The organism is Luteibacter sp. PvP120, from assembly GCF_054055715.1.
Map to the genome: position 1 here is coordinate 799,003 of NZ_JBSRXP010000001.1, position 14,108 is coordinate 813,110.

Consider the following 14,108-nt stretch of genomic DNA (forward strand, 5'->3'; position numbering starts at 1 on the left):
GGATCAGACTCCCGGAAGGCGGACGTGCCAGACGGCGTAAGGCTGGCCGAGGCCGAGCCAGACGTCCTGTCGCGTACCGCGCCATGCGATGGGTTGGTTATGGAGGAGATCCTGGACGTCCAGCGCGGCATCCGGGGCCAGGCCCCAGTCTTCCAGCGGCAGCGTGAGGTCGGAGGACTGGGCGTTGTGCGGGTCCAGGCTGATGGCGACCAGCACGAGATCGTTCTGCGTGCGCTTTTCGAAGAACAGCACCTGGTCGTTCCCGGATGGCAGGAAGCGCACGCCCAGATGCGATTGCAGCGCGGGATGGGCGCGGCGGATATGGTTGAGCTGGGTGATCTCCGCCACGATGTTGCCGGGCGCGTCGAAGTCGCGCACGCGGATCTCGAATTTCTCGGAGTCCAGGTACTCTTCCTTGCCTGGCAGCGGTGCGGCTTCGCAGATCTCGAAGCCCGAATACATGCCCCACAGGCCGGACAGCGTCGTCGCCAGCGCCGCGCGGATGAGGAAGCCCGGCCGCCCGGAGGTCTGCAGGAAGTACGGGTTGATATCCGGCGTGTTGACGAAGAAGTTCGGGCGGAAGAAATCCTTCGGCGCGGTCGTGGTCAGCTCGGTCAGGTAGTCGATGAACTCCTGCTTGGAGTGACGCCAGGTGAAATAGGTGTACGACTGGCTGAAGCCGACCTTGGCCAGGCGATACATCGGCTTGGGCCGGGTGAAGGCCTCCGACAGGAACAGGGCGTCCGGATACTTCGCACGCACCCGCCCGATCATCCATTCCCAGAACGGGAACGGCTTGGTGTGCGGGTTGTCCACGCGGAACGTGCGCACGCCTTCGGCCGCCCAGAACAGCACGGCGTCGCAAAGCGCCTGCCACAGCGAGGGAATGGCGCCGTCCGCGTAGAAATCGACGTTGACGATGTCCTGGTATTTCTTGGGCGGGTTTTCCGCGTACTTGATGCTGCCGTCCGGACGCCAGTCGAACCATTCCGGATGCTCCTTCAGCCACGGATGGTCCTGCGAACACTGGATGGCGAAGTCCAGCGCCAGCTCCAGGCCGTGCTCATGGGCGGCGTCGCGCAGCGCGCGGAAATCGTCCATCGTGCCCAGTTGCGGATGCACCGCCGTATGGCCGCCATCCGGCGAACCGATGGCGTACGGGCTGCCGGGATCGTCCGGACCCGGCGTCAGCGTGTTGTTCGGCCCCTTGCGGAAGGCCTTGCCGATCGGATGGATCGGCGGGAAATACAGCACGTCGAAGCCCATGTCGCGGATGGCCGGCAGCCGCGCGATCGTGTTGCGGAACGTGCCGTGTTTCGCCTTGTCGTCGGTCATCGACCGCGGGAACAATTCGTACCAGCTGGCAAAGCCGGCCTCCCGACGGTCCACTTCCAGCGTGAACGTCTCAGTGGCGGACGCGCGGACGCGCGGATCGGTGGCCATCATGAGGGCGACGGTGGCCTCGTCCAGCAACGAGGCAAGGCGTTGCTCGTCGTCGGCCTTCGCCAGCGATGCCGCCAGGCTGCGCAGCGCCTTGGCCTTCGGGCCGGCGGCGTCCTTCGCCCGGGCCTCGACCATCAGGCGGCCCTCTTCCAGTTCCAGGCCCAGCGGTACGCCCGCGGCATGCTTGACCTCGATTTCGTGGTGGTAGCTGGCGAAGCGATCGTGCCATGCCTCGACCTGGAACTCGTAGCGCCCTACCCGCGTCGGCACGAAGCTGGCCGCATGGATGTCGTTGTTGACCGGCTGCATGACGACCTCGCGCCAGGCGCGTTCGTCCTGGGCGCGATAGCGCAGCCGTGCGGCCAGCACCTCATGCCCGTCCATGAAAATGTCGGCGGTGACGTCCACGGACTGGCCGACCACGCGCTTGGCCGGGAAACGCCCGGCATCCACTACCGGCTGCACGTTCTCGATCATGACGCGATCCGCTCGCGATGCTGCCTGTAGCCATTCTTTCTGCACGCTGCTTCCCAGTTTGCGTTTCGCCGGAACAGCCGGCTGTCCTGTCAGGGTCAGGACGCCGCCCGGTGCCAGCACCAGGCTGTCGCCCTGGTCGAACACCTTGCGCCCTTCTGCCGAGGTCCACGGGGCGAAGTGCGTCGCCGCACCCACCAGTCCCTGCGCCGCGGTGACCACCGCATCCCGATCCAGCGAGGCGTTGACCAGCGTGAGGGTCGCGCCGGGGGCGGTCCTCGGATCGGGACCGTGCACGGTCAGGAACGACGCCACGCCATGACCGACAGCGACGAACGGTGCCGCCGGCACCTCCTCGCGCACGGCCGCATTCGCGGCACGAACGGTATCGCTCACGTCGACGATCGCACCCTGCGCGAGCGATGCCGGTGTGACCGGCTGACCACGACGCGGGTCGAGGCGTTCGTGCTGGGCGAACTCGAAACCCATCGGCATCATCCAGCCGCCCGGGGACGTGGCGGCGAAGGCGATCGCACGCTGGTGGGCATGTTCCAGCTGGTTGTGCTCGCCCATCTGTTCACCAAAGCGCGGGCCGAACGGCTCCTCCACGCAGGCCACGGCCGGTGCCACCGCGGCAAGGCGCTCCGCCTCCTCCGCGAACCAGGGCGCCCTGAAATCCCACCAGTTGGCGGAAGACACCACCGCATCGAAGCCCGCGCCGGACAGAGCGGCGAGATCCTCAGGCGCCAGGCCCGGCGTCCAGGCCAGAAACGCCGCTTCCGCCGCATCGGTGTGCGTGCCACGCACGGCTGCGATCAGCGGCTTCCAGCGTTCGGCGCGCAGGCGTTGCGGGTGCACCACGCGAAAACCCTCGACGCCAGCAGCAGTCCAGCGGTGCATCCGGTCGACCCACCACTGCGTGGCCGCCTCGGCCACGTCGGGATCGTTGAAACGCCAACGCACGCTGTCGCTTTCCGCCGGTGTCCAGCGGGGGTCCGGCGTGCCGTGCTGGGCGGCCACGGCACGGAACCACTCGAGATGCGCCTGGCGTACCGGGGCGTCCGAGGACACCTCGTCCAGCGACAGGTCCAGCCACAACTCCATGCGGTGGTTGCGACATGCCTTGGCAATCTGGGCCAGCCGGTCGGTGGCCTCGCCTTCGTCGGACACCGACGTGTTAAGACGATCGAAATCACGTGTAACGAAAACGTCACCGGTGGCCGATGCATCGAAGGGAGGCGCTATCAGCAACTGGCGGAAGCCGAGCGAGGCGGCATGCTCGATCCAGGCGTTCCACGCGGTCAGCGGACCTGCCAGCAACGGATGCAGGTAGTAGATTCGGAAGGGTGCACGCGTACTTGCAGGCATGTGACTCGTGTTCCTCGAAGGGTAATCACAAGCATGCCGGGCATCATGTATGCATCGTGCCAATCCCGGACATGCCAAGACCTTCACAGTGACGCACAGGGGTGTTTCGGAAGCGTGAACAGGCGTCGTGGATTCGTACGCGGGGTTCAGGCGCCCATATCGCGCATGAGCGCCGCCACGGCCTGCTCGTCGTCACCCTGCCGCTGCGCCAGCAAGGCGGCCGCGCCATGGCGATCGGCCTCCGTGCGGTTCTGGCCGAGCTTCCATTTTCCCTCCATTCGCGCGATGGGGATGCGGATGCCCACGATGCCGCGATACATGGCAGCGAGATAGTCGTCGGGGGCATCGCCGACCCGCCACGGTGTGGGCTGGGTGGCATCGTGCTCGGCCTGGGCCGTCAGCCGCTCGAGCAGGTCGCGCAGCGACTCAGGGTCGGTGAACGTATGCGCCGGGCCGTAGGCATGGACGGCGATGTAGTTCCAGGTGGGCACCTCGCGATGGTGCTCGGCCTTGCCCGGATAACCGTTGGGCGAGATATAGGCGTGCGGCCCGGCGAAGATCGACAGGACCTCGCCCTCGCTGCGGTGTACGTGGTCGTTGCATCTGGCCACATGGCAATACAGCGTGCCCAGCGGACCTTCGTCGGGGGCCAGCACGAAGGGAACATGACTGGCCTCGATGCCACCCTGCCCCGCGGTGACCAGCGTGCCGAAGGCGATACGTCGGATGGCCCCGTGCAGGATGTGCGGCCGGTCTTCGACGAACGCCTTCGGGGTATACATGTCAGTGCCCGAACTTGATCTCTTCGCCCTCGTGGCCGCGGTCCCAGCCGCGCAGTTCGTCGCGGATGTGCGCAATGCGCTGACGCCCGAGGGCGTTGCGCTCCTCGTCCAGCACCAGGCCGTCGAGCAGTTCGCCCAGACGCTGCGCCGTGGGCAGCATGGCGTCCCAGGCATCCAGGGCGGGCACCGGACCGGGCAGCGCCATGAAGAACGACAGGCCGGACGTCTGCAACGTGGCGATGCGCGCCATGTCGAAATTGCCAGGCTTGGTCAGGTTGGCCACGCTGAAGATCGGCCCCTGCTCGGGATGGCCGTCCACGAGGCGGTGGTAGATGCCCATGTCGCCGAATTCGAGGCCGGCCTTCTCGGCGGCGACGATCAGGTCGGAACCGTTGAACCGGCTGCCCTCGCGGGCCACCACGTAGAGGCTGACGATGCGCTCCACGGGCGCGTTCGGCGGGCGGCGACCGAGGTCGGAGCGCGGCGGCGTGCGCGGGGGAGCCGGTGCGGGCGCAGGGGCTTGCGGGCGGGGCGGCGGCACCGGTGAGGGCGCAGCGGCGGAGGCGTGCGTGCCACGCGGATCGTCCAGGTCGAACGGCAGGTCGAGGTCCAGGCGCGGCTCGACGCGCTGCGACTCGTGGCGCGGCGGCTCATGGCGCGGCGCGGCCGGACGCGGCGGCTCGGCACGGTGCGCATCGCGGGCCGTGAGGTCGTCGGCCAGGGGCGCCGCGGAGGCGGTACGCTCCCCGGCCAGCGAGGCGCCAAGGCGCTCCAGCTCCGCACGCAGGTCCACATCCAGCTCGGTATGCCGCGGGCGCGGGTTGAACAGTGGATCGTTGGCGTCGTCGACGACCTCGTGGGCGGCATCGCGCGCACTGAAGGAGGCGTGGTCCCGATCGTCGAACTCATCGCCCTCGTCAACCTCGTCGCCGTCGTTGAACACGGGCTCGCGACGTTCGCGGGCACGCCCGGGCTGCTCGGGCACCGGCTTGCGACGGCCCTGCTCCTTGCGTGGCTGGCCAAAGAGCCAGAGCAGCACCATCACGACGATGCCGACGAAGAGCATCGGGATGCCCACGGCGGGGTTCCAGGCGAGGCCGATGGCGGGATTCATGGTTCGATTTCCTTGAAGAACGGTACTTAGGCGACGCCGACGAGCTTGGACGCCTCGGCCAGGTCCACCTGGACGAGGCGGGAGACACCCGGCTCGCGCATGGTAACGCCGCACAGCTGATGCGCGGCCTCCATGGTGGCCTTGTTGTGGCTGACGAAAATGAATTGCACCTTCTCGCTCATTTCACGAACCATGGCCGAGAAGCGACCGACGTTGGCTTCGTCCAGCGGCGCGTCCACCTCGTCCAGCAGGCAGAACGGTGCGGGATTGAGACCGAAGATGGCAAACACCAGCGAGACCGCGGTGAGCGCTTTCTCGCCGCCGGACAGCAAGGTGATGTTGGACACCCGCTTGCCGGGGGGGCGGGCCATGATCGACACGCCGGTGTCCAGCAGGTCGTCGCCGGTGAGTTCGAGATACGCGTGGCCGCCGCCGAACAGGCGCGGGAAAAGCTCCTGCACGCCCGCGTTGACCCGGTCGAAGGTTTCCTTGAAACGCTGGCGGGTTTCGCGGTCGATCTTCTTGATCGCGCCTTCCAAAGTTTCCATCGCGCTGGTCAGGTCCAGCAGCTGCGCGTCGAGGTATTCCTTGCGCTGCGACTGCTCGGCGTGCTCCTGGATGGCGGCCAGGTTGACCGGCTCCAGGCGGGCGATCTTGCCGGACAGGTCGACCAGCTGCTGCTGCCAGCGCGCCGGTTCCGCGTCCTCGGGCAATTCGGTGAGCAGGGCATCGAGTTCGAGGCCGGAGGCGACGATGGCCTCGGCGAGCTGTTCCGCTCGCAGCTGCAATGCCTGCGCCGCCAGGCGCTTTTCGGACACGCTTTCGCGCACCTGGCCCAGCACGTGTTCGACGCGCTGGCGCTCCTGCTCGAGGCGGCGGAATTCCGCGTCGCAGTCTTCCAGCGCACGGCGTGCCTCCACCAGCTGGCGATCGACCAACAGGCGCTGGTCGAGGTAGGTCTGCCGCTCGGCTTCCAGCTCCGCGATGGGATCGGAGCCCGCGGCCAGCTGCTGGTCGATTTCGTCACGCCGGGCCACGACCTGGCGCAGCTGGGTATCCAGGCGGGCCAGCGCCTGCTCCAGCGAGCCGAGGGCGGAGCGCTTGGATTCCATGCTGAGGGCCAGCTGGTGCGACTGGTCGGCCGCTTCGCGCGCGTTGATGCGCGCCTCCTCGCGTGCCTCCAGCAGCTCGCGGCGCTCGTTTTCCAGCCCGCGGCGCTCGTCCTCGCGATCGCCCATGAGGCCCACGGCCTCGTCGAGGCGGGCGCGGGCATCGCGGGTCTGGCCCTGCAGTTCGTCCAGCTGGTCAACGATGACCGATATTTCGCCGCCGACCTTCTCGGCGCGCGCACGGGCCGTCTCCATCTTGCCGCGGTGGCTCTGCAACTGCCCGGCCAGTTCGGACAACCGACGGTGCGCCGCGTAGAGATCGCGCTGCGCGTCGTCGCGCTGGCGCTCGGTCTCGAACTTGCTGGCGCGCAGCGCTTCCAGTTGCTCGGTGCGCTCGTCGATCGTGGCCTCGAGGGTTTCGATCTGGCCGGCCAGCTGGCGGATCTCGCGCTCGCGCGCCAGCACGCCCACCTGGTTGCCCTGCGCGCGCAGGACGCGCGCCCAGCCCGGACCCATCCAGGCGCCATCACGGGTGATGACCGACTGGTGCGGCTGCAGCGTGGCCACGCGCGCGGCGGCGGCCTCGGCCGATTCCGCGACCATGACTCGGGCGAGCAAGGCCATGGCGGCCACGGGGCCACGCACGTGCTCGGCCAGTGTGCCGGCCGGCCCGGCGACACCGTCTTCCCGGGCGAACAAGGCGACATCAGCCTGGCCCAGCGCCTCGAATTCGGGCACCAGCGCTTCCGGCGCATCCACCAGCACGCCGTCGAGCAGGCCCGCCAGCACGGTTTCCACGGCCGATTCGTAGCCGGCATCCACCTGCAGCGACTCGCCCAGGCGGCGCGAGCGATCCAGCCCCAGGCGCGCCAGCCAGCCGCTGGCGGCGGTTTCCTCCTGGCCCAGCGCGGCGCTCTGCAGGGCTTCGAGCGAGGCCTGGCGGCCGCGCGCGGTCTGCAGCTGCTGACGACCGTCGTTCAGCGCGGTCTGCACCTGGCGCTCTTCGTCCAGCACGCGCTCGTAGGCCACCTTGTGCTGGTCGAGCACGCCGCCCAGGTGCTCCACGCGCTCGCGCTGCGTGTCGTGTTCGGTATCGAGCTGTTCCGCCGCGGCGTCGAGGGCAGCGATGTCCGTGGCGCGTTGTTCGGTCTCCAGGGCGTCCTTGCGGCGCGACAGGTCGACCGTCTGCCGGTCGAGGTAGGCGAGCTTGGTCCGCTCCACCTCGGCCGCGCGGCTGGATTCCGATGCGCCGCGGGTATGGGTGTCCCAGCGCTGCTGCCAGTCGGCCAGCTTCGCCTCGGTGGCACGCATGGCGTCGCTCGTTTCATCCTGCATCTGCTGCAGCGATTCGAGCTTCGGCTCGCCCTCGGCCAGCGCCATGCGCAGGGTTTCCACCTGCTCGCGGTCGGCACCGATATGGCCCTGCAGTTCCTCGAATTCGCGCTCGGCATCCGCGCGGGCGCGGGTCAGCCGCTCGCTCAGGTCGCGGTTGTGGCGCACCTGTTGCTCGACGCGGGCGATTTCCGCGCCCACCTTGTACACCTCGGCCTGCACCTGGTTCAGGTGCTCGCTGGCGCCCTGGTGACGCTCGCGCACGCTTTCCATCTGGGCTTCCACCTGGCGCTGCCCGGCCAGGTGCTTCTCGATTTCGAGTTCGGCCTCGCGCAGGCCGGAGCCCTCGCCCTCGTGGCGCCGGTGCAGCGTGCGGTATTCCAGCGCGCGCAGCTCGGCCTCACGGCGGGTGTGTTCTTCCTTGAAGGCCTTCCAGCGCTCGGCCGCGCGGGCCTGCCGGTTCAGGTGGTCCAGCTGCTTGTCGACCTCGTCGCGCACGTCGCGCACGCGGTCGAGGTTCTCGCGCGTGGCCTTGATGCGGCTCTCGGTTTCCTTGCGACGCTCCTTGTACTTGGAGATGCCGGCGGCTTCCTCCAGGTGCGTGCGCAATTCTTCGGGGGCCGCCTCGATGATCTGGCTGATCATGCCCTGCTCGATGATCGAGTAGGACCGCGGGCCCAGGCCGGTACCCAGGAAGAGATCGGTGATGTCGCGCCGGCGGCAGCGCGCGCCATTGAGGTGATAGGACGACTGGCCGTCGCGGCTGACGATGCGCTTGACCGAGATCTCGGCGAAGCTGGCGTACTCGCCCTGGATGGTGCCGTCGCTGTTGTCGAAGATGAGTTCGACCGCGGCCTGGCCGACGGGCTTGCGCGCGCTGGAGCCGGAGAAGATGACGTCGGTGAGCGAGTCGCCGCGCAGGCGGCTTGCCGCGGACTCGCCCATGACCCAGCGGATGGCGTCGATGATGTTGGACTTGCCGCAGCCGTTCGGCCCGACGACGCCGGTCATGTTGGTGGGCAGGTGCAGCGTGGTGGGGTCGACGAACGACTTGAATCCCGCCAGCTTGATCGTGGTCAGACGCATGATGGTTTCCGTGGGGACGCGGCCGCGAGCTCCTACAACCGATAACCGGGAGTGTAGCGACTTTGGCTTATTCGCCGGGGGCCCTGGCCTCGATCGCCAGCGCGTGGATGCCGTCGGGCATCATCTCGGCAAGGGCGGCATAGACCATGCGATGGCGCTGGATGGGGTTGGTGCCGGCGAAGGCCGGGCTGACGATGCGGGCGAAGAAGTGCCCCCTGCCCTCACCCGCGTGCCCGGCGTGCTTGTGGCCCTCGTCGATCACGTCCAGCTCCACCGGGGCCAGCGCCGCGGTCAGCAGGGCCCGGATTCGCTCGACCTTTTCGACCGTCACGGCAGCACGGCGCGGAACGGCCGCACGCTGACATCGCGGTAAACGCCCGCCTCGACGTACGGATCGGCCTTGGCCCAGGCCTCGGCGGCGGCCAGGTCGGTGAACTCCGCCACGATCATGCTGCCGGTATAGCCGGCCTCGCCCGGGTCGTTCGCATCGATGGCCGGGAACGGGCCGGCCAGCTTGAGGCGGCCTTCGTCTTTCAGGGCATTCAGGCGTGCAAGGTGCGCCGGGCGCGCGGCAAGGCGCTTTTCCAGCGAATTCGGGTGGTCGAGCGCGACAATGGCGTAGAACATGGGATGTCTCCGTGGGCGAGGCCGGTCAGGCCTCAGGGCGCATGGTCGGGAACAGCAGCACGTCGCGGATGGACGACGAGCCGGTCAGCAGCATGACGAGGCGATCGATGCCGACGCCGAGGCCACCGGTGGGCGGCAGGCCCACCTCCAGCGCGCGGATGTAGTCGGCATCGTAGTGCATGGCCTCGTCGTCGCCGGCATCCTTGGCGTCCACCTGGGCCTGGAAGCGCGCAGCCTGGTCTTCGGAGTCGTTGAGCTCCGAAAAGCCGTTGGCGATCTCCTTGCCGTTGATGAACAGCTCGAAGCGATCGGTGATGCCCTTGTCGGTATCGCTCTCGCGGGCCAGCGGCGAGACCTCCACCGGGTGGTCGGTAATGAAGGTGGGCTGGATCAGCGTGTGCTCCACGGTGGCCTCGAAGATCTCCAGCAGCAGCTTGCCCCAGCCGTACGACGGCTTCACCTGGATCTTCAGGCGCGCGGCGTGCGCGGCCATGGCGGCGCGGTCGCGCAGGTCGGCCGGCTTGATCTCGGGGTTCAGTTCCAGCACGGCGTCTTCCATGCGCCAGCGGCGGAAGGCCGGGCCCACGTCGACGGAGGCGCCATCCCACTCGATTACCGTGTTGCCGATGACCTCGGTGGCCGCCGTGCGGATCATGCCCTCGGTGAGGTCCATGATCTCGTGGTACGTGGCATACGCCTGGTACAGCTCGAGCATCGTGAACTCGGGGTTGTGCCGCGTGGACACACCCTCGTTGCGGAAATTGCGATTGATCTCGTAGACGCGGTCGAAGCCGCCGACCACCAGGCGCTTGAGGTACAACTCCGGCGCCACGCGCAGGAACAGCGGGATATCCAGCGCGTTGTGATGCGTGGTGAACGGACGCGCGGTGGCACCGCCCGGGATCACGTGCATCATCGGGGTTTCCACTTCCATGAAGCGGCGCGGTTCGGCTTCCAGCCAGCGGCGCACGTGGCTGATGATCTTCGAGCGCAGCGCGAAGGTGCGGCGCGACTCCTCGGTGACGATCAGGTCCACATAGCGCTGGCGATAGCGCTGCTCCACGTCGGCCAGGCCGTGGTGCTTGTCCGGCAGGCCGCGCAGCGACTTGGTCAGCAGGCGGACGGTCTCGACCTTGATCGACAGCTCGCCGGTCTTGGTCCGCATCAGCACGCCTTCGGCGCCCACGATATCGCCCAGGTCCCAGCGCTTGAAGGTGTTGTAGCCCTCTTCGCCCACGGTGCCCTGGTGGACGAACAGCTGGATGCGGCCGGTGCCGTCCTGCATCTGCACGAAGCTGACCTTGCCCTGCCCGCGCATGAGGATGATGCGACCGGCCACGGCGACCCGACGCGGCGCGGCCTCGATGGCTTCGGCCGTCCAGGTGTCCTTGTCGGCGAATTCGTCCTGCAGGTCACCCGCGAAGCTGTCGACCTTGAAGTCGTTGGGATAGGCGATGCCCTGCGCACGCAGCGCTTTCAGTTTCTCGCGGCGCTCGGCGATGAGGCGGTTCTCGTCGGCGGCGGTCGCGGAGGCTTCGGCGTTGGCGTTTTCGGTCATGGCTTGGGTCGTGGCTTCTTTTCGGAGGAAGACGGAGGCGCCCATGCGCCCCCGGTGGGATCAGGCGTCGACGCGCTTGGAGCCGGCCTCGAGGCCGGACTTCAGGCTGGCCTCGACGAATTCGTCGAGGTCGCCGTCGAGTACCTTCTGCGTGTCGGAGCGCTCGATGCCCGTGCGCAGGTCCTTGATGCGGGACTGGTCGAGCACGTAGTTGCGGATCTGGCTGCCCCAGCCGATGTCGGACTTGGTGGCTTCCAGGGCGTCCTTTTCCGCGTTGCGCTTCTGCACTTCCAGTTCGTAGAGCTTGGCTTTCAGCATCTTCATCGCGCGGTCGCGGTTGGCGTGCTGGCTGCGCTCGGTCTGGCAGGCCACGACCGTGTTGGTCGGCACGTGGGTGATACGCACCGCCGACTCGGTCTTGTTGACGTGCTGGCCGCCGGCGCCCGACGACCGGTAGACGTCCGTACGCAGGTCGGCCGGATTGATGTCGATCTCGATGTTGTCGTCGACTTCCGGCGAGACGAATACCGAGGTGAAGCTGGTATGCCGGCGGTTGTCGGAGTCGAACGGGCTCTTGCGGACCAGGCGGTGCACGCCGATCTCGGTCTTGAGCCAGCCGTAGGCGTAGTCGCCCTCGACCCGGAAGGTGGCGGACTTGATGCCCGCGACTTCACCCGCGCTGACTTCCATCATCTCGGTCTTCCAGCCACGCGACTCCGCCCAGCGCAGGTACATGCGCAGGAGGATTTCCGCCCAGTCCTGGGCCTCGGTACCGCCGGCGCCGGCCTGGACATCGACGAAGGCCGCCGCCGAGTCGAGCTCGCCGGAGAACATGCGCTGGAATTCGAGCTTGCCCACGCGGGCGTCGACTTTCTTCAGGTCGTCGACGATGGACTGCACCGTGGCCTCGTCGCCGTCGGCGGCGGCCATCTCGAGCAATTCGTTGGAGTCGTCGAGCGAGCCGGACATCTCTTCGATGCCGGTGACGATACCGTCGAGCTGGGCGCGTTCGCGGCCGAGCTCCTGTGCGCGCTTGGGATCATCCCAGATCTTGGGATTTTCCAGCTCGCGGTTGACTTCTTCTAGGCGTTCTTTCTTGACAGCGTAGTCAAAGATACCCCCTAAGCGACTCGACGCGGCCCTTGAGGTCCGCGATCTGCGCAAGGATCGGATTGGTCTCGATCATGGTGTGTCTGGCCTGGCTGATCCGGCGCGGAGGGCGCCGGCTAAAGCGACCAATCCTAGCAAATAAGGAGGTGTAGGAGCGCACGCACGTGCGCGAAGGGTTGCCCCGGACCCTCCAGGCTAAGGAAATGTAGGAGCGCACGCAGGTGCGCGAAGGGGGCCCCGGACCCTCCAGGTACGCGCCAGCCTGCAGGGCCGGCCTCAAAATATGTCGCGCACGTGCGTGCGCTCCTACACACCCCCCGCCCCGGGTTGGCGGCCCGTGGCGGGCGGCGGCTCAGGCCGGCAGCGACTCCCGGTGCACGCCGCGAACGGCCCGGCCCGAGGGATCGGCGGCGGCGGCGAAGGCCGGGTCCCAGGCCAGGGCGGCCGGGGACGAACAGGCGATGGACTTGCCGCCGGGCACCGTGGCGGCGCAGGCCTCGCCCGGGAAATGCGTCTCGAAGATGCTCCGGTAGAAGAATGCCTCCTTGGTGGCCGGGGTGTTGGTGGGGAAACGGGACGCGGCGGCGGCGAACTCGCGATCGGAGACCATGGCCTCCGCGTGGGCCTTCAGGCCGTCGATCCAGCCGTAGCCGACGCCGTCGCTGAATTGCTCCTTCTGGCGCCACAGGATGGTGTCGGGCAATGCGCCCTCGAACGCCTCGCGCAGCAGGCCTTTCTCGATGCCCTTGCGGGCGACCATCTTGGCCTCGGCGTCGATCGACATCGCCGTGTCCAGGAACGCCACGTCGAGGAACGGCACGCGTGCCTCGACGCCCCAGGCCGACATGGATTTGTTCGCGCGCAGGCAGTCGTAATAGTGCAAGGCATCCAGCTTGCGCACGGTTTCCTCGTGGAAGGCACGGGCCGACGGCGCCTTGTGGAAATACAGGTAGCCGCCGAAGATCTCGTCCGCGCCTTCGCCGGAGAGCACCATCTTCACGCCCATCGCCTTGATCCGGCGGGCCAGCAGGAACATCGGCGTGGAGGCGCGGATGGTGGTGACGTCGTAGGTCTCGATATGCCGGATGACTTCGGGCAGCGCGTCCAGGCCCTCCTCGAAGGTGTAACGGAACCCGTGGTGGACCGTGCCCAGCGCCTCGGCGGCGACCTCAGCCGCCTTCAGGTCCGGCGAGCCTTCCAGGCCGATGGCGAACGAGTGCAGGCGCGGCCACCAGGCTTCGCCACGGTCGTCTTCCTCGATGCGCCGGCGCGCGAAGCCCGCCGCCACCGCGGCCACCAAGGAGGAGTCCAGCCCGCCGGACAGCAGTACGCCGTAGGGCACGTCGGTCATCATCTGGCGGTGCACCGCCGCCTCGAACGCGGCACGCAGGTCTTTCGGCGTGATCGTCCTGCCGGCGGTGGCATCGTAGTCACGCCATGCGGGAATCCAGTAGCTCACCGCCTCCCCGGTCTCGCTGTCGTAGACATGGCCGGGAGGAAACGGCGCCACATCCGCACACACGCCCACCAGCGACTTCATCTCGGAGGCGACGCACAGGCGCCCGGCACGATCGTGTCCCCAATACAGCGGACAGACACCGACAAGATCACGCGCGACGATCAGCCGCTTGCGCCCCGCATCCCACAGGGCGAAGGCGAAGATGCCGTTGAGCTTGCCCAGGAAATCGGCGCCGTGCTCGCGGTACAGCGCGTTGATGACCTCGCAATCCGAGCCGGTGGTGAAGGGGTAATCGCTGGCGGCGCGCAGTTCGCGATGGTTGTAGATCTCGCCGTTGACGGCCAGGGCCAGGTCGCCCTCGGGGGACCGCAGCGGTTGCGCGCCGCTGGCCGGATCGACGATGGCCAGTCGCTCATGCACGAGGATGGCGCCCTCGTCGACATAGACCCCGCTCCAGTCCGGCCCGCGATGGCGCTGGCGTTGCGAAAGCGCCATGGCCTCGCGGCGCAGCGCGACAAGGTCGTCACCGGCCTGCAGGCCGAACATCCCGAAGATCGAACACATGGTGTTGCTCCTGACTGGCAAGGTTTAAGACATGGTTGGGAAGAACGAACACGGACGGCGGAACATCTACGGACGGACAGAA

The 14,108-nt window shown here is 67.8% G+C and carries 9 protein-coding genes; all 9 read right to left on the minus strand.

The window, feature by feature from the left end; genetic code table 11:
• Positions 1 to 3 precede the first annotated feature (3 nt).
• The 9 genes from ACVKN3_RS03155 to asnB all read right to left on the minus strand — a co-directional run bounded on the left by ACVKN3_RS03155 (position 4) and on the right by asnB (position 14,026).
• Entirely contained in the window at positions 4 to 3,285 is a 3,282-nt protein-coding gene (locus ACVKN3_RS03155; protein WP_354515941.1) for a maltotransferase domain-containing protein, read from the minus strand.
• A gap of 146 nt (positions 3,286 to 3,431) precedes the next feature.
• Positions 3,432 to 4,067 carry an FMN-binding negative transcriptional regulator gene (locus tag ACVKN3_RS03160; RefSeq protein WP_354515939.1) on the minus strand — a complete coding sequence of 212 codons (636 nt, stop codon included), beginning with the start codon at positions 4,065 to 4,067 and terminating at the stop codon, positions 3,432 to 3,434.
• 1 nt (position 4,068) lies between these two features.
• On the minus strand, positions 4,069 to 5,181 hold the full coding sequence (gene zipA / locus ACVKN3_RS03165) for a cell division protein ZipA (RefSeq protein WP_354515937.1): 1,113 nt from the start codon (positions 5,179 to 5,181) through the stop codon (positions 4,069 to 4,071).
• A 26-nt stretch (positions 5,182 to 5,207) separates the two neighbouring features.
• Positions 5,208 to 8,708: a chromosome segregation protein SMC gene (gene smc / locus ACVKN3_RS03170; RefSeq protein ID WP_354515935.1), complete on the minus strand. Its 3,501-nt coding sequence runs from the start codon at positions 8,706 to 8,708 to the stop codon at positions 5,208 to 5,210.
• A gap of 67 nt (positions 8,709 to 8,775) precedes the next feature.
• Positions 8,776 to 9,039, minus strand: coding sequence for a BolA family protein (locus ACVKN3_RS03175; RefSeq protein ID WP_285401232.1), 264 nt, complete (start codon positions 9,037 to 9,039; stop codon positions 8,776 to 8,778).
• Positions 9,036 to 9,335: a YciI family protein gene (locus ACVKN3_RS03180; RefSeq protein WP_036140774.1), complete on the minus strand. Its 300-nt coding sequence runs from the start codon at positions 9,333 to 9,335 to the stop codon at positions 9,036 to 9,038. The genes ACVKN3_RS03175 and ACVKN3_RS03180 overlap by 4 nt, the downstream gene beginning before the upstream one ends.
• A 25-nt stretch (positions 9,336 to 9,360) precedes the next feature.
• Positions 9,361 to 10,893: a lysine--tRNA ligase gene (lysS, locus tag ACVKN3_RS03185; protein WP_354515932.1), complete on the minus strand. Its 1,533-nt coding sequence runs from the start codon at positions 10,891 to 10,893 to the stop codon at positions 9,361 to 9,363.
• Between the two features lie 60 nt (positions 10,894 to 10,953).
• A protein-coding gene (gene prfB / locus ACVKN3_RS03190; protein WP_185754325.1) for a peptide chain release factor 2 occupies positions 10,954 to 12,079 on the minus strand; the annotation gives its coding sequence in 2 pieces (ribosomal slippage) (positions 10,954 to 12,003 and positions 12,005 to 12,079; 1,125 coding nt in all).
• Positions 12,080 to 12,355: 276 nt separating this feature from the next.
• Positions 12,356 to 14,026: an asparagine synthase B gene (gene asnB / locus ACVKN3_RS03195; RefSeq protein WP_354515930.1), complete on the minus strand. Its 1,671-nt coding sequence runs from the start codon at positions 14,024 to 14,026 to the stop codon at positions 12,356 to 12,358.
• Positions 14,027 to 14,108 lie beyond the last annotated feature (82 nt).

What these genes read in the sequence shown, in the direction of transcription:
- ACVKN3_RS03155 (WP_354515941.1), bottom strand. Translation starts at nt 3,285, where the DNA reads ATGCCTGCAAGTACGCGTGCACCCTTCCGAATCTACTACCTGCATCCG.
- ACVKN3_RS03160 (WP_354515939.1), bottom strand. Translation starts at nt 4,067, where the DNA reads ATGTATACCCCGAAGGCGTTCGTCGAAGACCGGCCGCACATCCTGCAC.
- zipA (WP_354515937.1), bottom strand. Translation starts at nt 5,181, where the DNA reads ATGAATCCCGCCATCGGCCTCGCCTGGAACCCCGCCGTGGGCATCCCG.
- smc (WP_354515935.1), bottom strand. Translation starts at nt 8,708, where the DNA reads ATGCGTCTGACCACGATCAAGCTGGCGGGATTCAAGTCGTTCGTCGAC.
- ACVKN3_RS03180 (WP_036140774.1), bottom strand. Translation starts at nt 9,335, where the DNA reads ATGTTCTACGCCATTGTCGCGCTCGACCACCCGAATTCGCTGGAAAAG.
- lysS (WP_354515932.1), bottom strand. Translation starts at nt 10,893, where the DNA reads ATGACCGAAAACGCCAACGCCGAAGCCTCCGCGACCGCCGCCGACGAG.
- asnB (WP_354515930.1), bottom strand. Translation starts at nt 14,026, where the DNA reads ATGTGTTCGATCTTCGGGATGTTCGGCCTGCAGGCCGGTGACGACCTT.